Source organism: Planococcus plakortidis (assembly GCF_001687605.2).
In the GTDB taxonomy this organism is placed as follows: domain Bacteria; phylum Bacillota; class Bacilli; order Bacillales_A; family Planococcaceae; genus Planococcus; species Planococcus plakortidis.
On sequence record NZ_CP016539.2, the window covers coordinates 2,071,577 to 2,093,335 of the forward strand.

General features: G+C 50.0%; 21 protein-coding genes. 5 read left to right on the forward strand and 16 right to left on the reverse strand.

The features are described from left to right. Positions 1–25: 25 nt before the first annotated feature. The gene (locus tag BBI15_RS10510) at positions 26–1,219 is read left to right on the forward strand and encodes an MFS transporter (protein WP_068869516.1); all 1,194 of its coding nucleotides are present in this window, start codon (positions 26–28) and stop codon (positions 1,217–1,219) included. Between the two features lie 50 nt (positions 1,220–1,269). Here the strand turns inward: BBI15_RS10510 and BBI15_RS10515 are convergent, their stop codons facing one another. The 6 genes from BBI15_RS10515 to fadH form a co-directional block, all read right to left on the reverse strand. Further along, positions 1,270–2,385: an N-acetyldiaminopimelate deacetylase gene (locus BBI15_RS10515; protein ID WP_068869517.1), complete on the reverse strand. Its 1,116-nt coding sequence runs from the start codon at positions 2,383–2,385 to the stop codon at positions 1,270–1,272. 10 nt (positions 2,386–2,395) lie between these two features. After that, entirely contained in the window at positions 2,396–3,109 is a 714-nt protein-coding gene (gene dapD / locus BBI15_RS10520; RefSeq protein WP_068869518.1) for a 2,3,4,5-tetrahydropyridine-2,6-dicarboxylate N-acetyltransferase, read from the reverse strand. A gap of 66 nt (positions 3,110–3,175) precedes the next feature. Next, positions 3,176–4,051: a transcriptional regulator CcpC gene (locus BBI15_RS10525; RefSeq protein WP_068869519.1), complete on the reverse strand. Its 876-nt coding sequence runs from the start codon at positions 4,049–4,051 to the stop codon at positions 3,176–3,178. Beyond that, a complete protein-coding gene (locus BBI15_RS10530; RefSeq protein ID WP_068869520.1) occupies positions 4,041–5,519 on the reverse strand; it encodes an MDR family MFS transporter in 1,479 nt (492 codons plus the stop codon). Before BBI15_RS10530 ends, BBI15_RS10525 begins: the two co-directional genes overlap by 11 nt. A gap of 64 nt (positions 5,520–5,583) precedes the next feature. Continuing rightward, complete coding sequence (gene cbpB, locus BBI15_RS10535; RefSeq protein ID WP_058383441.1) at positions 5,584–6,027, reverse strand: cyclic-di-AMP-binding protein CbpB; 444 nt, start codon at positions 6,025–6,027, stop codon at positions 5,584–5,586. Between the two features lie 100 nt (positions 6,028–6,127). Further along, positions 6,128–6,895 carry a 2,4-dienoyl-CoA reductase gene (fadH, locus tag BBI15_RS10540; RefSeq protein ID WP_068869521.1) on the reverse strand — a complete coding sequence of 256 codons (768 nt, stop codon included), beginning with the start codon at positions 6,893–6,895 and terminating at the stop codon, positions 6,128–6,130. Between the two features lie 127 nt (positions 6,896–7,022). On the opposite strand from fadH, the gene BBI15_RS10545 reads away from it, so the two are divergent. Next, complete coding sequence (locus tag BBI15_RS10545; protein ID WP_068869522.1) at positions 7,023–7,484, forward strand: YkyB family protein; 462 nt, start codon at positions 7,023–7,025, stop codon at positions 7,482–7,484. Positions 7,485–7,520: 36 nt separating this feature from the next. Here BBI15_RS10545 and BBI15_RS10550 read toward each other — a convergent pair whose 3' ends face one another. Next, positions 7,521–8,390 carry an NAD(P)-dependent oxidoreductase gene (locus BBI15_RS10550; RefSeq protein ID WP_068869523.1) on the reverse strand — a complete coding sequence of 290 codons (870 nt, stop codon included), beginning with the start codon at positions 8,388–8,390 and terminating at the stop codon, positions 7,521–7,523. Positions 8,391–8,628: 238 nt separating this feature from the next. Beyond that, positions 8,629–8,817 carry a hypothetical protein gene (locus BBI15_RS10555; protein WP_068869524.1) on the reverse strand — a complete coding sequence of 63 codons (189 nt, stop codon included), beginning with the start codon at positions 8,815–8,817 and terminating at the stop codon, positions 8,629–8,631. Positions 8,818–8,952: 135 nt separating this feature from the next. Here BBI15_RS10555 and BBI15_RS10560 point away from each other — a divergent pair, with 135 nt between their 5' ends. From BBI15_RS10560 to BBI15_RS10570, 3 genes are all read left to right on the forward strand, one after another. After that, positions 8,953–9,567 (forward strand): CPBP family intramembrane glutamic endopeptidase, encoded by a 615-nt coding sequence (locus BBI15_RS10560; RefSeq protein WP_068869525.1) that lies wholly within the window; start codon positions 8,953–8,955, stop codon positions 9,565–9,567. 99 nt (positions 9,568–9,666) lie between these two features. Continuing rightward, a complete protein-coding gene (locus BBI15_RS10565) occupies positions 9,667–9,921 on the forward strand; it encodes a hypothetical protein (protein ID WP_068869526.1) in 255 nt (84 codons plus the stop codon). Between the two features lie 6 nt (positions 9,922–9,927). Continuing rightward, positions 9,928–10,305: a hypothetical protein gene (locus BBI15_RS10570; protein WP_068869527.1), complete on the forward strand. Its 378-nt coding sequence runs from the start codon at positions 9,928–9,930 to the stop codon at positions 10,303–10,305. Positions 10,306–10,333: 28 nt separating this feature from the next. Here the strand turns inward: BBI15_RS10570 and BBI15_RS10575 are convergent, their stop codons facing one another. The 8 genes from BBI15_RS10575 to BBI15_RS10610 form a co-directional block, all read right to left on the reverse strand. Next, positions 10,334–10,777, reverse strand: a complete 444-nt coding sequence (locus BBI15_RS10575) for a MarR family winged helix-turn-helix transcriptional regulator (protein ID WP_068869528.1) — start codon at positions 10,775–10,777, stop codon at positions 10,334–10,336. Between the two features lie 81 nt (positions 10,778–10,858). After that, positions 10,859–12,208, reverse strand: a complete 1,350-nt coding sequence (locus BBI15_RS10580) for a TrkH family potassium uptake protein (RefSeq protein WP_068869529.1) — start codon at positions 12,206–12,208, stop codon at positions 10,859–10,861. A 223-nt stretch (positions 12,209–12,431) separates the two neighbouring features. Beyond that, positions 12,432–13,769, reverse strand: coding sequence for an anti-sigma factor domain-containing protein (locus BBI15_RS10585; RefSeq protein WP_068869530.1), 1,338 nt, complete (start codon positions 13,767–13,769; stop codon positions 12,432–12,434). Then, positions 13,769–14,515, reverse strand: coding sequence for an RNA polymerase sigma-I factor (gene sigI, locus BBI15_RS10590; protein ID WP_068869531.1), 747 nt, complete (start codon positions 14,513–14,515; stop codon positions 13,769–13,771). The genes BBI15_RS10585 and sigI overlap by 1 nt, the downstream gene beginning before the upstream one ends. Positions 14,516–14,708: 193 nt before the next feature. Further along, on the reverse strand, positions 14,709–15,467 hold the full coding sequence (locus BBI15_RS10595) for a TerC family protein (protein WP_068869532.1): 759 nt from the start codon (positions 15,465–15,467) through the stop codon (positions 14,709–14,711). A gap of 218 nt (positions 15,468–15,685) precedes the next feature. Further along, entirely contained in the window at positions 15,686–16,765 is a 1,080-nt protein-coding gene (locus BBI15_RS10600) for an SDR family oxidoreductase (protein WP_068869533.1), read from the reverse strand. Positions 16,766–16,865: 100 nt separating this feature from the next. After that, positions 16,866–19,952, reverse strand: coding sequence for an efflux RND transporter permease subunit (locus tag BBI15_RS10605; RefSeq protein WP_068869534.1), 3,087 nt, complete (start codon positions 19,950–19,952; stop codon positions 16,866–16,868). Positions 19,953–20,137: 185 nt separating this feature from the next. After that, positions 20,138–21,706 carry a peptide chain release factor 3 gene (locus BBI15_RS10610; protein ID WP_068869535.1) on the reverse strand — a complete coding sequence of 523 codons (1,569 nt, stop codon included), beginning with the start codon at positions 21,704–21,706 and terminating at the stop codon, positions 20,138–20,140. Positions 21,707–21,759 lie beyond the last annotated feature (53 nt).

Genomic DNA, 21,759 nt, shown 5'->3' on the forward strand with positions numbered 1-21,759 from the left:
ATAATAACGAGGGAAGGTAAGGCCCATGGCCGTAAAATCCACTAAATTCGCCTTATATATTCTTATGTTCAATATGTTTATCGCCATGAGCGGAATCGGCCTCATCATCCCGATCATGCCGGCTTATTTGGAAACATTCGGCGTGGCAGGCCAAGCGCTCGGTACCTTGATTGCCACTTTCGCATTTGCGCAATTTCTTTTCTCTCCAATTTCCGGGGAATTATCCGACAAATACGGACGCAAGAATTTAATCATTTTTGGGCTTATCGTCTTCGGATTGTCCCAGCTGGTTTTCGGGTTGGCGACCGAATTGTGGATCCTCTATGTCGCCCGCTTCTTCAGCGGTTTGGGCGGTGCTTTCCTGATCCCGCCGATGATGGCATTTGTAGCCGATATCACGACGTACGAAGAGCGCGGCAAGGGGATGGGATTGCTTGGTGCCTCGATGTCATTAGGTTTTATGATCGGTCCGGGCATCGGCGGATTCCTGTCTGAAGTAAGCCTCGAGTTCCCATTCTATGTCGCAACTTCTGTTGCTTTGTTGTCCGCCTTGCTCTCCTATATCGCCTTGCCGAACGTCAAACCGGCCGTACAGGCTGTGGATTATAAACGCGAGAATCTGTACCAGCAGATGAAGCGCTCTGTTTACACACCGTATTTCGTCATGCTGCTGGTCATGTTCATCTTTGCCTTCGGTTTGTCGAATTTCCAGTCGACGATCGCCTTGTACGTGGACAAGCAATTCCAGTTCACGCCCAAGGAAATTTCGGTCGTCATCACGGTCGGCGGCTTTGTGGGTGTCGTTGTCCAAACCTTCGTCATCGACAGCTTGTTCAAGCGTTTCGGCGAGATGCGTGTCATCCTCGTCAACCTGCTCGTTTCAGCCGCAGCGATGATCGGCATCCTGTTCGTCCATACTTTCTGGACGATACTATTCGTGGCAGCGGTCTTTTTCACGGCCGCCTCCCTGCTGCGCCCTGCGATCAACACGCTCATTTCCAAACTTGCAGGCGACTCGCAAGGATATGCCGCCGGGATGAACAATGCCTATATGAGCCTCGGCAATATGATCGGGCCGGCGCTTGCCGGGATCCTGTTCGATATCGACATGAGCTTCCCGTATATTACCGGAACCTTCATCTTGCTCATCTGCTTCTTCATCGCCTTTAACTGGTCGGCACGAAAAAAAGAGCTGCTCCAGGAAAGCCGCAGCAGCTGAATACTCAATTAAGCTAAAAAAGCGAGACACCATAGCGGCGTCTCGCTTTTTTATCGTAGCTTGAAATAATCATAAAGGAATTCGGGCATGAACGACAAGAGCCGCTCATCCGGTGCAAGCTTGGCATGGTGCAGGCCGAACTCCGATCCGGCCCCTGCCCAAAACATCAAAGCCGGCAGCCGTTCAGTGAAATAACCGAAATCTTCACCCGTCATGGCGGCTTTGCTGCGGACAGCTTGTATGCCCGATCTGTCTTGTGCATAACGTAAAAACGACTCGGCCAGCTGTTCGTCGTTGTCCACTTGGCGATAGTTCGCCCCGTAATCGATCGACACTCGGCATTCATAGCCTTCTTCGATCGACCGGCACAACGATTCGACGCGTTTTTTTACGCTTGCCATCGACTCAGGCGTCAAGGTGCGGATCGTCCCTTCCAGCCGCGCCCGTTCAGCGATGATGTTCTGTACAGTCCCCGCAGACAACTTCCCGATGGTCAATACGGCCGAGTCCATCGGGTCGACGTTGCGGCTGACGATTGTCTGCAATTGCATCAATAAGGCCGCTGCCGCCACGGCCATATCACGCGTCTGATGCGGGTAAGCGGCATGGCCGCCTTTGCCGCGCAGATCGATGAACAATTCCGATGTGTTGGCAAACAGAAGCCCAGGTTTCGTCGCCACAGTGCCGACTGGCAGTTCTGGTGCGATGTGAAGGGCGAAAAGCTCATCCGGCAATAAATCCGGGCGTTCTGTTTCAAGCCATTCCAGAAACGGCTGTGCGCCGCCAGGCCCCTCTTCTGCAGGCTGGAATAAAATCACCGCATCATTGTCGAGCGGGTGTTCAACCAACAGTTCCAGCAAGCCGAGCGCCACCGTCATATGGATATCATGTCCGCATGCATGCATGAAGCCCTCGTGACGTGAAGCAAACGGCAGGCCGGTTTCCTCACTTATCGGCAAGCCATCGATATCCGTACGCCAGCCAATCGTTTTACGTGGCGCACTGCCACTTACTTTGACAGCGAGTCCTGTGCGCCATTCAACCAGCTCGATACGTTCCGATGCCATATTGCCGATGATCGTTTTCAGATAGCTTTGCGTTTTGAATTCCTGAAATCCGATTTCGGGAATTTCATGCAGCTCTCTCCTGATTTGAATAAGATCCATAATTAGCCTCTTACAGCTGGCGGAGTTCTTGCTTGATTTCCGTTTTCGAACGGGTCTTTTCATCCATCAGCTTCAATACGCGTGCGGGCGTGCCGCCGACAACTGCATTTTCAGGCACATCTTCGATGACGACAGCCCCTGCAGCGACGACTGAGCCTTTGCCGATGCGGACGCCTTCCAAGACCACTGCGTTCGCGCCGATCATGACATCATCCTCGACGATAACCGGCGTGGCAGATGCCGGCTCGATGACGCCAGCAAGTACAGCGCCAGCGCCGATGTGGCAGTTTTTACCGACTGTCGCACGGCCGCCCATGATGACGCCCATGTCGATCATCGTGCCATCGCCGATGACAGAACCGATATTGATGACAGCGCCCATCATGATGATGCAATTGCTGCCGATCTCCACGTTTTCGCGGATGAATGCACCAGGTTCGATGCGTGAATTGATGTTTTTCAAATCCAGCATCGGAATGGCTGAGTTTCTGCGATCGTTTTCCACTACAGAATCTTCGATAATGGACTTATGCTGTTCAAGTGCTTTTTCCACTTCAGCCCACTCGCCGAACACGGTTGCGTGATTGCCTTCCCCGAATACTTTCGAGCCTACGCCAAAATCGAGTGAAGCCACGCCTTCACCTTTGACATATACTTTTACCGGCGTCGATTTCTTCGCATTCTGTATGTACGAAATAATTTGATTTGCATCCATTTGTTCCATTGATCAAAACCTCTTTCTCTCGTGTAATGGTGTTATTATATCTGAATCAGTATAATAATACATCCTTTAGTCTAACAGAGTGGCATGTTTTTTGACAATATCGACAAATGCCTCGACCTGCCGCAGCTGGAAAGACGATTCATAGCCGATCAGCCATGTATCCCGAGTCAACTCAAGTTCTTCTTCGCTATTCGTCAATGGCATCGTGTGTACAGCTTCTGCTCCCGTCAAAGTAATAGAAGGCAAGATTGCGTAACCGATGCCGTTGACGGCCATTTGCTTGCACGTCTCGATCTGGTCAACCGTGATTTGGCGTTTCGGATTGGAAGCAAAATGCTTTTGCCACCATTGCTGGATTTCCTCGTAATAGGTTGAATCGCTCTTGAATTGGATGAAGGGCCGTTCGGTCTGCATCACTTCCTCCAGCGAGCTGATTTCCTTGTCCACCAAATATAAGGTGTCTTTGAAAAGGTGGATTTTAGGCCCTTTCCAGTCGGTCTGCCCCCGGACGATGCCGATATGGGCTTCACCTTCGTATAGCGCGCGGACAATTTCCGAACTCCAACCGGTGATCAATTGCACTTTCGCTTCCGGATACAAAGTGATGAAATCTTTCAGCACTTTCGGAAGCCAATTCTGTCCGATGATCGAAGCGCAGGCGATTTTCAATGTGCCATGCACTTTTTCACTTAAGGTATGGAGTTGTTCGAAAATCTCCTCCCGGCGCACCACCGCTTCTTTCGCGTATTGGATGACCAATTCGCCGGCTGGCGTCGGCGTCAGCCCCTTTTGGGAACGAACGAACAATTGCTGGCCCCAATCCTTTTCGATCGATTGCAAACGTTGCGACAATGCTGGCTGCGATAGAAACAGCCGTTCCGCCGCTTTTCTCATATTGGCTTCTTCAGCAAGTACTTTAATAATCAGTTCTTCATTTGACATCCCGTTTCACTCCTTTCAACCCGCGCAATCCGAAAATCAGCAGAAAACTGATCAAAGCACAAAGCAAGGCGATGCTGTAAACATTGCGCAGCCCGAAAGCCAAGGCTTCCTGCAGCACCAGCTTATCTGCTTGCGGCAGTTGTGCGCGGCTATCGATGCTTAAAATCATGTTGACGGATTCCAATGTGAAGCTATTGCCCGAATCGTCCAGCCGGTTCAATAGCGAACTGTTCAATATGCTGCCAAGAAGCGCCACGCCGATCGTGCTGCCAAGATTGCGCATAAACATATTCGAAGCGGTTGCCGCTCCCCTCTTGTCGTATGACACGGCGGATTGGATCGAGACAATAAAGGCAGTACTGGTCAATCCCATTCCGACACCCACGAAGAAACTCGACATCCCTGCCCACAGTGGACCGAACCCGGGCTGCATCATGACAAACAACGCCGTTCCGAGCAGAAGAAACGTTCCCCCAAGAAGCGAAGTGCGGAAATAGCCGATGCTGATCAAGAGCCGCCCGGACAAGACAGAAGCGATCGGCCAGCCGATGGACATCGTCGTCAAGGTGAAGCCCGCGATTGCCGCCGGCTGTTCCATGACACCGGTCACATAGGCCGGCAAATAGCTGGAGATGCCGATAAGGATAATCCCTGTCGCGAGCGAAACCAAGTTTGCATAAAGGATGGCCCGGTTTTGCCAAATTTCAAACGGCATCATCGGGTCGTTCGAGGCACGCTCTGCTTTGACAAACCAAAAGATGAACAATGCGCCGATCGCCGCCAGCAGATAGGAAGGCGCCGATAGCCAGTCAAAAGAGACGCCTCCTTCGATCAGCAAATACAACACGCTGCTAAGCGCCATCGTCAAGAACATGGCACCTTTGTAATCGACTTTCGCCCGTTCACTGCGCACAGGCTCTTTTAAATAAACCAGGATGCCGGTCAGCGACAAGATCCCGAGCGGCAAATTGACCCAGAACACATATTGCCAGCCGATTGTCGCGACCAATACGCCTCCGATGGCAGGGCCTGCGATGGCAGAGATGCCCCACACGCTGGACAGATATCCTTGGATCTTCGCCCGTTCCTCTGGAGAATAGATATCCCCCACGATCGTCGACGCAATCGGCATGATCGCCCCCGCCCCTGCCCCTTGGATAAAGCGGAAAGCGATCAGCTGCTCCATTGAATCCGCTAAGCCGCAGAGCAGCGAGCCAATTAAAAACAGCATCATGCCGAAAGCGAATATCGCTTTCCTGCCGACCAGATCTGCCAGTTTTCCATATAACAGCACCGTCACAGTGCTCATCAGCAAATAAGCAGAGAACACCCAACTGTATTTCGAAAACCCGCCGAGGTCTGCTGCGATGCTCGGCATGGCGGTCGAAACGATAGTCGCCTCGACTGCTGAAACGAACATCGCCAACATGACCGCGATCAGGATGAGCGGGCGTTTCGTTTTTTCCATATTGATCCCTTCTTTCAACCGGCAGAAAAAAAGGCCTCAATGGATGAGGCCTTTTTCAGGGTGATTATCGTTTGAACTGGTAAAGTTGTTTTTTTAATTGCTTCAAGACGATACGCCTTGTCAAAATCCCCATGAACATTCCATCGTCATCCACTACGCAAAGGAAATTCTGGTCAATCACCAGATCTAAGGCTCTTTGGAAGCGGTCATTCAGATGGATCAGCGGCAGGTCGGTCTGCATAATCTCCTCGACGCGAATATCGCCTAGTTTCTCGTACTCTATATGGTCCATTCCAAGAATGGCGTCTGTGATGCGCTGGGCATTGATCAAGCCGTGAAACCGATACTTCGCATCCAGAACCGGGATGGCGGAATAGCCGGTCTTCGTCAATACCAATAAAGCATGTTCAGCACTATTGCCGATCTGGACATGTGCTACTTTTTCGGACGAGATGACAAATTCTTCGATCGGGGTTTCAAGAAAATCTTTGCTCGGTAATGAAATCATGTGCTCTACTCCTTTTGCATCGCATGGTCTGATGCTGAAACACTTCGATTACATCATAACATAACACGATTCCCGAAACTATTTAATTGGGGATTTTGGATTAAAAAGGGAATTTATTCAACCACTGGCCGCCGTCTAAGGTCACGATTTCCCCATTCATATATGCCGCTTTCTCTGACATGATAAACGCTGCCAGCTCTGCCACTTCTTCCGGTTTTCCAAGCCGCCCTAAAGGGACAGATTTCAAAGTGCGCTGTTTCGCTTCTTCTGACTCGAACAGTTTATCGGCACCGCCAGTGCGTTCGATCGGCCCCGGAGCAATCCCGTTGACACGGATGCCGTATTGCGTGCCCCATTCAACCGCCAAGGTGCGGGTCAGCGACATGACCCCAGCTTTCGCGGCAGCGGAATGTGCGACGCCTGCCCCGGCATTCCAGGCATACGTCGCCAGCATATTAAGTATATTCCCCTTTGTGCCTTTTTCAATCCAATAATTGCCCACGGCATGGGAACAGAAAAACGTCCCGTTCAAGACGATATCGATTACGGAACGCCATCCGTTGGGCGATAATTTTTCGGCATGGACGATGAAATTCCCCGCTGCGTTATTGACAAGCCCATCGATGCGGCCGAACTTTTCATGCGCAAAATTCACCATGGCCTTGGCATGTTCAGGTTCACGCACATCCATCTGAAATGCTTCCGCCTGTCCCCGCAGGCCGGAAAGTTTCGTCAATGACTCATTCAGTTTCTCCATATCACGCCCCGTAATGATGACGTTCGCCCCTTCGGCAGCAAATTTCTCCGCCATATGGAAACCCATCCCACTGGAGCCTCCGGTTACGATTATCGTTTGTTCATTCAACATCCAAACATCCCCTTTTCTGGATCAATTCCTGCAGTTTCCCACAAGGTCCGGTTTATGTACAGTGACTGAAAATTTTGATATGATGAACGAAGACTGATCAATCCACTATTGCGAAAGGAATGAGCCCATGTCCTCAAAGACGAAAGATTCGGAAATCGCGCAAGCTATCTTCACTGTCAACCGCCATGCCAAGACCGCTCCCGACAATCAATTTCTTTATGCATTGAAAAAGCAGGCATTGAATCTCATGATCGAACAAAAACGGGCCCAAAAACTCGGCCTGCACTTCAGTAAAAACCCCCGAAAAAGCCAACAACAATCATCCGTCCTCGTGAAATGCGGCAATTATTATTTCCACATGCTCCCCAAGAAGGAAGATTTCCATTCACTTGAACATTTCGGCGACCTGGATGAATCCTATCGCAACCCGCCGAGCCGCATGAACTTAAAACATGCAAAAGAACTGCTTCAAAATTACACCGGGCTGGAGGCACCCGAAAAGAAGCCGGGTATATCAGCTTTTTCCAAACGCTACGAACCGAAAGAAGCCAACCGCTTCTATTCGCCCAAAAAATCCTATTTCGATTGATCCAGCCGGCAGTGCTGCACTGCCGTTTTTTTCTGCCTATTTTTCCGCGAAATCAAAATGGCGGATCAATGCTTGTGTGCCAAGCTCCCCATCCCCCGCACGTTCCAATTCCTCGTAGATGCCGAGCGATAATTTCAGCCCCGGAAGGTCCAGGCCCCATCGCTCGGATTCTTCCACCGCTATTTTCATGTCCTTGATGAAATGCTTGATATAAAATCCTGGGCGGAAATCGCCTTCGATCATCTTGGGAGCCAAATTCGATAGCGACCAGGAACCGGCTGCGCCAGCTGAAATGGAACGCAATACGTTCTCTGGGTCCAGTCCCGCCTTTTTTGCGTAGATGAGTGATTCGCAGACACCCAGCATATTATTGGCGATGTTAATCTGGTTGCACATCTTTGTATGCTGGCCTGAACCAGCAGGCCCCTGGAGAATGATATTGCTCCCAAACAAACGGAACAGCGGAAGCATTTCATTGAAAATGGGTTCTTCGCCGCCCACCATTATGGACAGCACGGCATTTCTCGCCCCTACATCCCCTCCAGATACCGGGGCATCCAGAGCATGCAAACCATTTGCCCTTGCAGCTTCTGCAATTTCCAGTGCCAGTTTCGGCTGGGAAGTGGTCAGATCGATTAGCACTGTGCCTTTGGCGGCATTCGCCAGCAATCCGTTTTCGCCAAAATAGATTTCTTTCACGTCCGACGGATAACCGACCATCGTAAAGACTACCTCCGCAGATTCAGCCAATTCACGCGGATTGTCTTTCCAGGCTACCCCTTTTTCCAGCAGCTCTTCTGCTTTTGCACGGGTTCTTGTGAAGACGGACAACTCATGCCCCCCTTCCACTAAATGGCCTGCGATGCTATTGCCCATGACCCCGGTCCCGATAAATCCAATTTTCATCTTATTGCCTCCTTTATATTCTCATAATAGCAAAAATCATCAGTCTATTCACTCTTCTTTTTCGGCATAAAAAAAAGGCCGGTCCATAAAGGCCCGGCCACAAAAGGGGGAAATGAGAATGTTGCTGTGTTCAAATATACTATGCCCCATTCAAACAGTGGATAAACCTCTTTTTCGAGAAAAAAATAAATTTCACTGTTTTTATTTGCCCATGCCGCTCAGAACGGCCGATTGATGGTTACTTCGACGGTTCTGACGTGTATTCATATTGCGTTTTGCCATGATGGAAAGCCGTTCCCCGAAAATATTTAAAGTCTTCACGCTCGGTCAATATTTTACGGAATTCAAGAAAGTCCTCTTTCGGTATATCCAGCTTGTCAATTTCGCCATTCTTCAACCGCTCCAACTCATTTGCATAATCAGTCATGAAATGTTCCCCTTTCCTTTCGTTTTGTTAAAATGCATCTGTTATAATACTAAACGGACGAAACCATACCCGTCCAGCTACACTGCGCGCTTGCCCAAAATCCGGGAAGCTTTGTTGATTTTAGGAGGATTTTTTATGCTTAACCTGTTAAAGCGCCATACGCTGATTTGGCTATTGCCGCTTTCGCTTTATCTGTATTATCTTGCTTTCGAAAACACATCTATATTCTGGTATATGTATACATTCGCCATATTAGTGCTGATGTCGATCGCAATTGTCAATTACTCTGTATTCGATGAATTGAAAACCTGGAAATCATTATTGTATGGCACCTTGTTCGGAACCTTGATTTACGCCGCACTTGCGCTCGGTTATCTTCTCTTCGATCTGCTTCCGCTCAACGTGGCAGGCCCGGTCTCCGCCATCCAGGCCTTGTTTGCACCTACAAGCATTTGGCATTATCTATTATTGATGTTTGTCATTGTCCCAGGAGAAGAGCTGTTTTGGCGCGGTTATATCCAACAGCAATTGAAGAAATACATGAAATTGCCGCTTGCCATCCTGAGCGCCTCTCTATTATTCGGCTTTGCGCTTGCCTTCAGCGGCTTTTGGCCAAGCATCGTGGCAGGTGTGTTGGCAGGGATAACACTCGGTATCCTTTACGAATGGAAACGCAGCATGCCGTTACTGATCATCACCCATTTGGTTGTGCTCGTGCTCCTGTTCATCATCATGCCACTGCCGGTTTAAGCTTGTCCTTGACTTAAAGGGCTGGCTCTATCAAAAAGTTTGAAACATTTCCTCTTTCTGCCCGTCTAATAGGGAAATTGGAAGGGAAGAATTTGATTCATGAAAAAGAATGCATTATTCGCTCCAACATTATTTGCTGCCGGGATCCTGCTTGCAGGCTGCGGTACTGCAGACCTTGCCGGAGAAGAGACTGATACCGAGCCGGCTGAAACGGCCGAGGAAGAAAGCAGCGAGACGAACCAAGAAACGGAAACAGTTGAAGAGCCGGATGAAGAAACAGAAGGCGGTTCTGGGGATGAACACGGCGAAACACCTGAAGGCGAGCTGACGATGAGCGATAACCAGTCTTACTAGCTTTACGTGCTTGATGGTTATGGGTTCACTGCGGAAGAACCAAACCGCGATGTCATTTTCCTGCAGGAAAACGATGCAGTCTTCATGCGTGTCGAAACTTATTATCCAAATGACATCAATTTCGACGAACTGGCCAGCAATACGCAAGATACCGTACAAGCTTCCAATCCGGATGGTGAACTGGCAGAGTTTACAGGCTATGACAGTTCAGCATTCAATAATTCAGCAGCTTATGAAGTGGAAACGGCTGAAGGGAACGTGACCGGCATCGCCTTCGAATCCGATAATATTGTGGTCCGGGTGACGATCTTCGACCATAGCACAGTCGGCGCGAGGGACGATTTCATCCAAATGGCCCAAACGATCGAACGTGTGCAGAAATAAAAAGATCCTCCAAGCGGAGGATCTTTTTTCAATAGGACAAGTCTTTGATCGACAAGCCGATCTTCTTCATCAATTCGATGGCCTGCTCTTTTTCTTCCGAAGATAAAGCTGCCGTCAGTTCGTGAAGCTTTTGTTCATGTGCCGGGAAAATGTCCGACATGAACGCTTTTCCCTCATCCGTTATTTCCGCATAGGTGATGCGGCGATCGGTCGGGCAATTGACGCGTGTGATGAAACCGCGCTTTTCCAATTTGTCGATGACATAGGTGATCGACCCGCTAGCCAGCAGGATTTTCCCGCCGATTTTTTGCAGTGGCTGGCGCCCTTTATGGTAAAGCAGCTCCAGTACGGCAAATTCTGTCGGGTTGACGCCGTTCTCCTGGAAAAATTGGTTGGTTTGTTCCGAAATCGCTTTGTGCGCACGGGACAAAACGATAAACAGTTTCAACGACTGTTTAATGTCTTCATTCATTTTCGTTCACTCATTTCCGCTATGATTACTCGATTGCTATAATTATATCCTTTTGGCAGCTGAATAGCACGTCCAGCCGACTTATCCGATGATCACGCGTTCTTTCGGGTAATGGAATTTCGTCGGATCGGTCTTACCGCCGATGGTGAACAGGAAGGAGATCAAACCGACTCGCCCGATAAACATCAGGATCATGACAATTACTTTGCCGATCGGGGATAATTCACTCGTCAGGCCAAGCGACATCCCGCAGGTACCGAATGCCGAAGTGATCTCGAACAGGATTTCCACGATCGAGGCATTCGGTTCGGTAATGATCAATAGCATGGTTGCCAGAAGCACCATCGCCCCTGCAAGGAACAGGACGGCAAATGACCGGAATACGTCGATCAATTCAATTTCACGGTTGAAAATCTGGATGGTGTTCTTGCCTCTCGCGAAATTGATCAAAAATAGGATGGCGATTGCAAAAGTGGTGGTCCGGATGCCGCCGCCTGCTGAACTTGGAGAGGCCCCGATGAACATGAGCGCACTCATGAATACATTGGTGGCATCACTGAACTGCGTGATATCGATGGTGACCAAACCTCCGGAGCGGGAAGAAACGGAATGGAACAGTGCCCCGAACAAAGTCTGGTGCCAAGACATCCCTTTAAACGCATTGACCGACTCCAAGATCAGGATCCCCACTGTGCCGACCACGAGAAGCATCCCGAAGATGCTCGTCGTGATTTTGGTGAACAGCGAAAAGCGGAAATTCTTCGTCTCATTCGATAGGAATTCCTTCAGTTCGATCAGTACAGGAAAACCGATCGCACCCAGGATGATCAGGATCATGTTAACGATCTGCACGAAATAATCATCGACATAAGGCTGCAAGGAAGATCCCGTGATGTCGAATCCGCCATTGGTGGTCGCGGTAACCGCACCAAACACGCCGTGCAAAAGCGCTTCGCTGAAAGAATAAAAGTATTGAGTGAAATAGACGGTCAATATGAGCGCCCCGATCACTTCGATCAACAAAAGGATTTTAACGATTTCCGTGATCAGCTTGACGACGCCGGCCATACTTGACTGGTTATGGTCGACCATGATCAATTGCCGCTCACGGAGCCCGATCCGTTTGCCAAGCAAGATCCAGAAAAATGTCCCGATCGACATGATGCCGATCCCCCCGAATTGAAGGATGACCATCAGTACGATAATGCCGAATACCGATAAGGTTTGCGAGACGTCAATGACCGTCAGGCCGGTGACGCTTACTGCGCTGACGGCGGTAAATAAGGTGTCGATATACGTCATGCTTACCCCGGGCTGCAGGACTCCCGGAAGCCTCAGGAGTAAAAAGGAAAAAGCAATCGCCACGAAATAATACGCTACGATTGCCTGTGCAGGTGTAAGATTTCGGACACGTTGAAATGATTTATTCATAGGCGTAAAATTCCCTTCCGCAACTGACTCTCTTCCCATTCTATGTAAAGTACAGAGAAAAGAAAAGGGCTATTTTGTAAAGCACAGCCCCTTCGCATAATTGAATGGCAAAGAGCCGTTTTTCATGACTGGTTTTGATGCTACAGAATAAACGCCCATTCCATTAGGTTGCGCCGCTTTCTTGCGGCTCTAACGGAATAGGCGCTATTTACGTGCGTTGTGCTCATTGGTTATTTCTTTCTTGCTTCTCAGCGTCCGGCTTGTTTTTTTCTTCGGCTTTCGATGCATCCGGGAATCCCTTCTCCTTCGCTGGAGGTTTTGCCTGTTCTGGTTTTAAGCTACCCGGTTCTGTTGTTTTTGTACCGTTGGATTTGGGTGAATTGCCGTTATTGCTGCTTTTTTCTTTACCATTGTCCCTGCCATTGTCCCTGCCTTTGTCTTTTCCGTTGCCATTATTGCTTTTCTTTTCTCCAGGCTTCGTATTGCCGGGATTGCCTTTATCGTTTTTTGGCTGCACGGATTTGTTTTTGCCGGATGTAGGCTTTTCTTTCTTGGGTTTTGTTTCAGCTTTTGGCTTGCCGGAATTATTGCCTTTCCCAGCGTTCGGGTTTTTCGGTTTAGCAGGTTCAGGGGGTTCTGCCTTTTTCGATCCCTTTTGTCCGGCCGGGACTTTTAGCCCATGATCTTTTGGTTTGCCACTATTTTTATTTGCAGGGGTGGTTTTTTTCTTATCTTCCGCTTTTGGCGTCTTTTCCGGATTGCTTTTGCCTCTACTGGCCGGCTCTTCATTTTTTGGCTGAGGCTTTTGAATAGCCGGGGTTTCAGCTTTGGAAGGGACAGTATGGCCATTCGGGGCTTCTTTTTCCTGTTTCCCTTTATTTCGCGCCGGCTGAACGTCATTTCTTGGCCCTTGCGGTGCTGTAAATGTACGATCCTTTTCGACCAGCTTCGCCACTGGCATTTGTTGTTCTTTCGCTTTGCGCCATTGTTTCTTGTTCGCTTCTTTCATATGGACATGCAATTGCCTGTTGCTGCCGGCGAACAACGCCGCTAGCGCAATTTTCTCCACTTTGATGGCGGCATCCGTTTCATCGCCTTCCTGCACCGTTGTAATCGTGACGTGTTCTGTGTCCTCATCCACTGATAAAGCCAGCACGTTTTCTAAGACTGTTTCGAGTTCACGGTTTTCCCAATCTGCTAATTGGGCGATCAATTGTTTGCCGTCTTCATTCAGTTCCCTCAATGAAATGACGTGCCATTCATCGTCTACACCGAGTTCAATGCCCGGATTTGATTCGACTTGGACATACCCATATGCTTCCTGTGCTGGAAGCATCCATGAGGAAATCAGCAGGAACAGTGCAGCTACCGAGGCGATAAGCGGCATTGCGAGCGGCTTGAAGCGGCGCTTTCTTGAAGCATTCCCTATAACTTCAAAATATGCCTCTTCCCCCACTGAAGTGCCTGTGGTCGGCTTGCCCGTCACAAAACTGCCATCCGCGAGCATGTAGACAGAACGGTCACCATCGAGTTCCATACATATGCCTTTTTGCATTCGCATCAGTTCAACCGCTCCTTCAAATAATCTTTTAGGTAATGCAAATCGCTCATCATCAATAGCGCCATTGCGATTATGTATTTCCGGTTTCTCTCAATGGTTTTTCTCGAGACCTGGACAAGTTCCTCGATATCCTTGACCGGAAGTTTTTTCTTATCGAGCAAGTACTGTTTGTATTCAGCCGTTTCCGCCACCAATTGTGCGATTTGGATGGCGTTTCGCCTGGCATCTTCATGGGCAGGGGAAACTTTGGCGATCACTTGGAAGGATAAGCCAAAAGCTGAGAGCATTTCCTCGAATTGGATAATCTCTTCACGCCGCTTGCCGGCCCGCTCTTGTTCGGTATGGAAATCGGCCGACGCTCGGTCGCCGATATGATTATGGTGATCTTCATTCGGCGAAGCCATGAAATCATGGCTGAATTCTAGCCGTTTGCTTTCTTTCCGGATATGGTCGATCACTCTCCGCCGGATGACCATATGCGCAAACGTCAAAAACGACGCATCATGTCCCGGACGGTATTGGCGTATCGCCTCATGAAAGGCCAAGAGTGCAATGCTGTATTCATCCTGGTTATCATCGATGAACCGTTTGCATACTTGTGCGGCGGTTTTTTTCACGAATGGGATATGTGAAGAGATCAATTGTTCTTCGGCCTCTTCATCGCCTTGTTGTGCGAGCTTGACTAATGTCTCAGCAGGCCTTTCCACGCCATATCCAAACAAACCGCCCAAAGCAGTCAATAGCATGCAACTCACCCCGTTTCAAATCCTTTTTCTCTATTGTATCTTTCAGTCCAGGAATTTGGAAGATTGAGGCGGTCCTGCTGACTATTACATTCGTGTGACAACGCCCCTTTCTGTCCGTCATAAAAATAATGGCAGAAAAAATAACCCAGCGGAGAAAACACTCCACTGGGCTATTCAGTCCTTTTTCATCCGCTTAAGCATCTTGTTGCTTATTCTTCTTAAGGCCAGTAAGTACACCCGTCAACACAATGCCCAGAAGGACAAGCCAAAATGTGATTGTCCAAGGTGTCGAATGCGGAAAATCATGCGGCAGGACGCCCAGTTTGTCGTGGGACAAAGTCAACACGACCAATTTGACCCCTACCCATCCGACTACGACAAACGCTGCCGTTTCAAGCTGCGGATATTTTTCCAGCAGCCGGACGAATTTATGGGCAGCGAAACGCATGATGATCACGCCAATTAACCCTCCCGCAAGCATGACGCCGAACTGCCCGCCATTGATGCCGCCGATATCAAAATCCCCGAGGTGCGGCAAAGTGACCGCCAGCGCTACAGCCGCGAGCATCGAGTCGATGGCGAAGGCGATATCGGCCAGTTCCACTTTCAGCACAGTCATCCAAAAACCGGATCCTTTTGTCGTTTCGGGTTCAATCGTATGTTCTTTGCCTTTTCTCTGGTCGTAGATATGCTTGACCGCGATAAACAGCAGGTATGCTGCGCCAAGTGCCTGGATCTGCCAAATGTTCACCAGGAATGTAATCATGAACAAGGCGGCAAAACGGAAGACAAATGCACCTGCCAAACCATAGAACAAGGCTTTTTTCTGTTGGGGTTTTGGCAGATGCTTGACCATCACAGCCATGACCACCGCGTTGTCAGCAGCGAGCAACCCTTCCAGTCCGATAAGCACAAGCAGAACCCACGCATATTCCAATAAGATGGTATCCATAATTTCCCTCCTGTTTTTTCCCGACAAAAAAGACCCATGCCTAATAAAAGGCAAAGGTCTTGCTAAGCGTAAAAGCGCGCACGCTATCACAACCGATGGCCAGAAGCCACGTCTTGACGACTGTGAAATAGGTTTCCCTATAGCTACTCCCCTTTGTCGAGAGTTCGAAGTATTGGTTCCTAGATGTATTATAGCACTTGAAGGGGGAGTGTAAACAATCAGGCAATGGTCACATGGTATGTGCGTTCCCTTTTATGTTGGTTATAGAACGCTACCATGGCAGGCATCGTCTCCAGGAAATCCGCCGGCCGGATGCCGCTTCCTTCCAATAAAGACCTTGCGTTGCGCGTGTCGAATTCGGCATGCCAATCCATATAATCCAATGTTTCGGCCTCGACACCGAGATATTTCCGCATGGCCGGCACGTTCATCGATAATGCCGCGAGCTTTTTCGGGATTCGCCCTTTCGGATAGCGCCCGGTCATTTCGCGGACCATTGCCCGGTATACTTCCTCTACAGGGTGGGGATCCGGATCGGTCAAATGAACCGTTGCGGACTCGGCTTCTGGAAGCTCGCTCAAATAGATGGAAGCATCCACGATGTAATCGACAGGCACGACGTTGATGCTTGTATTCGACTGCCCGATGTATGGAATGGCAGGCAACTTTTTCATCCTGTCGATCATATTCAAAAAGAAATACGGGCCATCGAATTTAGGAGTCACCCCGCTTATTGAATGTCCCCTGACAATTCCTGGCCGGATGATGGTAGTCGGCACTTCCTTCTTCAATTGTTCGACAAGGAGTTCCGCTTCAAACTTCGTTTCTTCATAATGGTTTTTGAATGCTTTCGGGCGGATGAGTTCATCTTCGAGCAACAGGCCTTCTCGTTTGCCCGCTATATAAGCTGTGCTGAAATACATATAGCGCTCCAGGTTCCCAAGTCGCTTCATCAGCTCGTTGACGTGTTGAGTCCCCAGGACGTTGACTTTATGTGCGATGTCTTCAGGCACTGCTAAATCATAAATTGCCGCAAGGTGCCAGAAGGCAAGCTGCTGCTTTTCGAGCCACGACCGGTCTTCGCCGGAAAGCGCCAGTCCTTCAATGGTGATATCCCCAGGCATCAGCCGTATGGGCGCACAGCCTGTCCGTTGTTCAAGGATGCTTGCCTGTTTTTGCGCTTTTTCCATTTCACTTGGCAGGACCATCGCTGCCACTCCCCACCCTTTTCGGACACACGCTTCCATCAAACATGTTGCGATAAATCCCGGAAACCCGGTAAACACTGCTGTCTTCATCCAATCACACCCCTTTTCTGTATTCTACTAAAAAATGGATGGCTGCGGCATAAAAAATTCAGATAAAAAAATCCTGTGCAGGGTCTCTGCACAGGATAGGCTACTCCTCAGGATGGGCCGCCTTTCTCTTCTTGCTGTTCATGAAGCGTGTCTTCCGGTCAAACAAGCTGTAAACGACCGGCACGACATATAAGGAGAGGAAAGTCGAGCTGATCAGCCCGCCGATAACCGCGATCCCCATCGGCTGGTTGATCTCAGTACCTTCCCCGATGCCAATTGCTAGCGGCAAGAGGCCCAGTATCGTGGTGAGAGCCGTCATCAAGATCGGCCTTCTCCGGTCATGGACCGCCGTTACAATCGCATCGAAAGAATCCAAGCCTGCCGCTTTTCGCTGATTGATGTAATCGACCAGTACAATCCCGTTGTTGACGACGATCCCGACAAGGACAAGAACGCCGATGACTGCGGTAATGCTGATCGGTGTCTGGGTCACGAATAAAGCAATGGAGACGCCGATGACCATTAATGGCACCGTGAACATGATGACCAATGGGTATTTGAACGATTCGAACTGAGCTGCCATGACGATATACACGAGGACAATCGCCAGCACGACGGCCAATAGCATATCGTCAATTGCATCGTCGAACAACTCACGGTCTCCGCCGAAGGAAACTTGTGTCTGCTCCGACAAATCCAGATCCGCAATGGCAGTATCGACGGCTGTCGACATATCGCCCAAAGTCTGGTCGGATGGGTATTGCAAGGTGAAGGATACGCTTTCCGCCTGGTCGACACGGCTGATCGACACAGGGCCTTGTGCGACTTCGATGTCTGCCAGTTCCTGCAACTCGACGAATGCACCGGATGGCGTGCGAAGCGTCAATTCACGTAAGCTGTCTACGCTGTCGCGCTGCTCTTCGTCATAGGATACGAAGACACTGAGTACTTCATCCTGTTCATCGATGACTTGTGTGGCGAGCACCCCGCGCGTAATATTATTGACCGTCTGGGCGATTTGTGCCGGCGCCAGGTTGTTTTCAGTTGCCGCTTCCCGGTCGATCGTCATTTGGATTTCATCGATGGTCTCCTGGCGATCGTTCGTCAATTCGACTACGTTCGGCAAGCTGGACAATTCATCATCGATTGCCGCAACGGCTTCATCCAAGCGCTGCTTGTCGGTATCGGTCACAGTGAAGCTTAAGGTATTCGGCGTAGAACCCGCCGCTGTCTGCAAATTGAAGCTGACAAGCGCATCGTCGCCGATTTTCTCAAGCACTTGTGGCTGGACGTCATCCACGAATTCGAAAACCGAACGATCGCGTTCATCCAGCGGCAATAATTTCACGTAAATTTCCGCCGTATTGGACTCTGCGCTGCCCTGAGCCTGCCCTTGCTGGGTGGCGCCGATCAAGCTCACGTAGACATCGACGTCTTCTTGAGCTTGGAGCTCTTCCTCGATGCTCTGTACCACTTCATCGGTCGCGGCTGTAGAGGAACCGTTTTCGAGTTCAACGGTCACGCTGACGAATCCTTCATCGGTTGCCGGCAAAAATTCGGTCCCCACTTGAGAGACGCCATAAGCGCCTATCCCCAGGAAAACCAGTGCAGCCAAAAGAACGAGAATCCGGTGGCGCAAAGCCCACAACACACTTTTTTCAAAGCGCTGGACCCCTTTGGAATCTGGCTTCACCGGTTTTTGTTCCCCGTCTTTTTGGCCGAGCATCCTAGAAGCCATCATCGGGATGACCGTCAAGGCGACGGCAAGCGAAGCAATCAAGCTGAATGAAATCGTCAATGCGAACTCAAAGAAAATCTCCCCGATCAAACCGGAGATGAAAATGACCGGGACGAATACGGCAATGGTCGTCAATGTCGAAGCGGTGATCGCACCGGCCACTTCACGCGAACCATCGGATGCCGCTTTTTTCGGCTTCTTGCCCATCGCGAGATGCCTTTCGATGTTCTCGATGACGACAATGGCATTATCGACAAGCATCCCGATACCGAGCGCCAACGCCCCAAGCGTCAGGATGTTCAAAGCAAAATCGGCAAAGAACATCAATACGAAAGTCACGATGACCGAATACGGGATCGCGACGCCGATGATGATCGGGCTCTTGATTCCCCGCAGGAAGAAGAACAACACAAGCATCGCGAAAACCCCGCCAAGGATCAAGGTCTGGCCGATGTTATTGATCGCCAGTTTGACGTAATCCCCCTGGTCGAACAGGATATCGGCTTCCACTGACGAAAAGCGCTCTTCGGCCAGCAATTCATCCAGGCGTTCCTGGAAGGCGGTCGAAACGTCGGCCGTATTGGCCCCGGATTCCTGCAGCACCGATAACAGTACCGCAGGTTCTTCATTGGCACGCGTCTCGCTGCTGGCCTCCCGTTCTGTGACCGCCACTTCGGCAACGTCGGCAACCGTCACATTATCCCCCGACATCGGGTCCACCGTGACGATGAGCTCCTGGATATCTTCCACACTTTCCAAGGTGCTGACGATGCGCGTCGTCAAGTTGCGCCCGTCCTCTGTTTCGATCGGGTCGCCTGGCAGGGAAATATTGTTTGCCTGGATCAATTGGACGATATCGGCCTGCTGCAGGCCGCGTTCTTCAAGTTCTTCAGGATCCAGCTTGATTGAAATGTCCTCGATCAGCGAACCTGAAATATTCACGCTTGCTACGCCCTCTGTCTGGCGCAGTTGTGTTTCCAATTCTTCCGCGATGACCCGGACATCCTGTTCTGCATCAGTCGCACGCAAGGATAATTGGATAATCGGGAATTGTGAAGGGTCGAATTTCAGGAAGCGCGGGTCATTCGAATCTTCTGGAATCGGCGTCTGGTCAATCCGTTGTGTGACTTCCGCCTGTACATCATCGATATCTGTATCCCAGCCGAATTCCAATAAGATGAAATTGGAGCCTTCCTGGCTATTCGATTGGACCGATTCGATACCGGGCAATGTCGCCAAGTTCTCTTCTAGCGGTTTGGTCACTTTTTCATTCACTTCCGTCGGGCTGGCCCCCGGATAATTCGTGACCACGACGCCAATCGGCGGATTCAATTCCGGAATCAACGTGACGGGTATGCGGAGAAACGACACTGCCCCTAAAATGATGACCAACAGCATCGTGACAATGGTCAGCACTGGTCGTTTGATGGAAAAATCGCTTAGTTTCATCTGTTCAATCCCTCTCTATGCCTGGTCCCTTTATCATAAGAAAAAATGCCCTATACCGCAAACTTGAGAGCGTCTGTTCACAAGAACGACATGTTTTTCCTGGCTGGCGGAAAACCGTCCCAGGCTTGTCCTCACTAAATAAAAACAGCCTGCCGTAAACGGCGGGCTGTTGAAGATTCCATTTATCAAAGCAAGCTGTACAGGCGGATTTCCGGATTCTTATCCTGGAACCAACGCGTGGCAAAATCATTTTCGAACAAGAACACCAAGTTGTCATAGCGGTCTTTGACCAGCATCGAACGCCCGCTCGACATCGACTCCTTGACATCCTCCTCGTTCTCGATCCAACGTGCAATCTTATTGCCGACCGGCTCCATCCTTACATCGACATTGTATTCATTTTTCATGCGATGTTCGAACACTTCAAACTGAAGTTGCCCGACCGCGCCGAGAATGACTTCCTCGAGGTGCAATGTCTTATAATACTGGATCGCGCCTTCCTGGACGAGCTGCAGGATCCCTTTGTGGAAATGCTTTTGTTTCATGACGTTTTTCGCCGTGACTTTCATGAATAGTTCGGGAGTGAATTGAGGCAAGGCTTCGAATTCGAACTTCTTGCCGCTTGTGATGGTGTCGCCGATCTGGTAATTCCCTACATCATGGAGCCCGATAATATCGCCTGCGACGGCTTCGGAGACCATTTCCCGGTCATCCGCCAAAAACTGCGTCGTTTGGGACAGCTTGAACGATTTCCCGGTTCTTGACAAGGTGACGTTCATGCCTCGCTCGAACCTTCCCGAGACGATCCGGACGAATGCGATGCGATCGCGGTGCGCCGGGTTCATATTGGCTTGGATTTTGAAGACAAACCCTGAAAACGGCGTTTCCACCGGGTCGATGATGTCTTCTTCCTTCGTGAGCCGGGGCTGTGGTTGAGGCGCAAACTGCAAATAGGTCTCCAGGAATGTCTCCACCCCGAAATTCGCAAGTGCGGAGCCGAAGAATACCGGCGTCAATTCGCCTTTTTTCACCCGGTCGACGGAAAATTCGTTGCCTGCTTCTTCCAATAACTCGATGTCTTCGAGTGCTTGTGTATAATAGGAAGTTTTCGTCATTTCATGCTCGCCCGCAAGATGCCCGTTTTCATCGAGGTCCATGAAACGCTCTCCGTCCGTGCGGAAAGGCTCGATGCGCTTGTTATAGCGATCGTAGATCCCCATGAATTCTTTACCCATGCCGATCGGCCAATTCATCGCGTAGGATTGGATGCCGAGCACTTCTTCCAATTCTTCCATCAGCTCAAGCGGTTCTTTTCCTTGGCGGTCCATTTTATTGATGAACGTGAAGATCGGGATGCCGCGCATTTTACAGACTTTGAATAATTTCACGGTCTGCGCTTCGATCCCTTTGGCGACATCGATGATCATGACGGCACTGTCGACGGCCATCAGCGTACGGTACGTATCTTCACTGAAATCCTGGTGCCCGGGGGTATCGAGGATGTTGACCCGATGGCCCGAATAATCGAATTGCATAACGGACGAAGTGACGGAAATGCCGCGCTGCTTTTCGATTTCCATCCAGTCGGATGTGGCGAATTTCCCGGTTTTTTTCCCTTTGACCGTTCCGGCATCGCGGATCGCGCCGCCGAACAGCAAAAGCTTTTCGGTTAGGGTCGTTTTCCCGGCATCCGGGTGGGAGATGATTGCGAAGGTTCTTCTGCTTTCGATTGCTTGTTGTAATTGGTCTGACATTGTATACGCTCCTTTAATTTCCTCTCTCTATCTTAGAGAAGGGACGTGCAAAA

Excerpts from the sequence above, each read along its gene's own strand:
- BBI15_RS10585 (WP_068869530.1), bottom strand. The coding sequence starts at position 13,769 with ATGCGAATGCAAAAAGGCATATGTATGGAACTCGATGGTGACCGTTCT.
- BBI15_RS10605 (WP_068869534.1), bottom strand. The coding sequence starts at position 19,952 with ATGAAACTAAGCGATTTTTCCATCAAACGACCAGTGCTGACCATTGTC.
- BBI15_RS10555 (WP_068869524.1), bottom strand. The coding sequence starts at position 8,817 with ATGACTGATTATGCAAATGAGTTGGAGCGGTTGAAGAATGGCGAAATT.
- BBI15_RS10530 (WP_068869520.1), bottom strand. The coding sequence starts at position 5,519 with ATGGAAAAAACGAAACGCCCGCTCATCCTGATCGCGGTCATGTTGGCG.
- BBI15_RS10575 (WP_068869528.1), bottom strand. The coding sequence starts at position 10,777 with ATGAATGAAGACATTAAACAGTCGTTGAAACTGTTTATCGTTTTGTCC.
- dapD (WP_068869518.1), bottom strand. The coding sequence starts at position 3,109 with ATGGAACAAATGGATGCAAATCAAATTATTTCGTACATACAGAATGCG.
- BBI15_RS10545 (WP_068869522.1), top strand. The coding sequence starts at position 7,023 with ATGTCCTCAAAGACGAAAGATTCGGAAATCGCGCAAGCTATCTTCACT.
- BBI15_RS10595 (WP_068869532.1), bottom strand. The coding sequence starts at position 15,467 with ATGGATACCATCTTATTGGAATATGCGTGGGTTCTGCTTGTGCTTATC.
- fadH (WP_068869521.1), bottom strand. The coding sequence starts at position 6,895 with ATGTTGAATGAACAAACGATAATCGTAACCGGAGGCTCCAGTGGGATG.
- sigI (WP_068869531.1), bottom strand. The coding sequence starts at position 14,515 with ATGCTATTGACTGCTTTGGGCGGTTTGTTTGGATATGGCGTGGAAAGG.
- BBI15_RS10560 (WP_068869525.1), top strand. The coding sequence starts at position 8,953 with ATGCTTAACCTGTTAAAGCGCCATACGCTGATTTGGCTATTGCCGCTT.
- cbpB (WP_058383441.1), bottom strand. The coding sequence starts at position 6,027 with ATGATTTCATTACCGAGCAAAGATTTTCTTGAAACCCCGATCGAAGAA.
- BBI15_RS10565 (WP_068869526.1), top strand. The coding sequence starts at position 9,667 with ATGAAAAAGAATGCATTATTCGCTCCAACATTATTTGCTGCCGGGATC.
- BBI15_RS10510 (WP_068869516.1), top strand. The coding sequence starts at position 26 with ATGGCCGTAAAATCCACTAAATTCGCCTTATATATTCTTATGTTCAAT.
- BBI15_RS10550 (WP_068869523.1), bottom strand. The coding sequence starts at position 8,390 with ATGAAAATTGGATTTATCGGGACCGGGGTCATGGGCAATAGCATCGCA.
- BBI15_RS10610 (WP_068869535.1), bottom strand. The coding sequence starts at position 21,706 with ATGTCAGACCAATTACAACAAGCAATCGAAAGCAGAAGAACCTTCGCA.
- BBI15_RS10600 (WP_068869533.1), bottom strand. The coding sequence starts at position 16,765 with ATGAAGACAGCAGTGTTTACCGGGTTTCCGGGATTTATCGCAACATGT.
- BBI15_RS10515 (WP_068869517.1), bottom strand. The coding sequence starts at position 2,385 with ATGGATCTTATTCAAATCAGGAGAGAGCTGCATGAAATTCCCGAAATC.
- BBI15_RS10525 (WP_068869519.1), bottom strand. The coding sequence starts at position 4,051 with ATGTCAAATGAAGAACTGATTATTAAAGTACTTGCTGAAGAAGCCAAT.
- BBI15_RS10580 (WP_068869529.1), bottom strand. The coding sequence starts at position 12,208 with ATGAATAAATCATTTCAACGTGTCCGAAATCTTACACCTGCACAGGCA.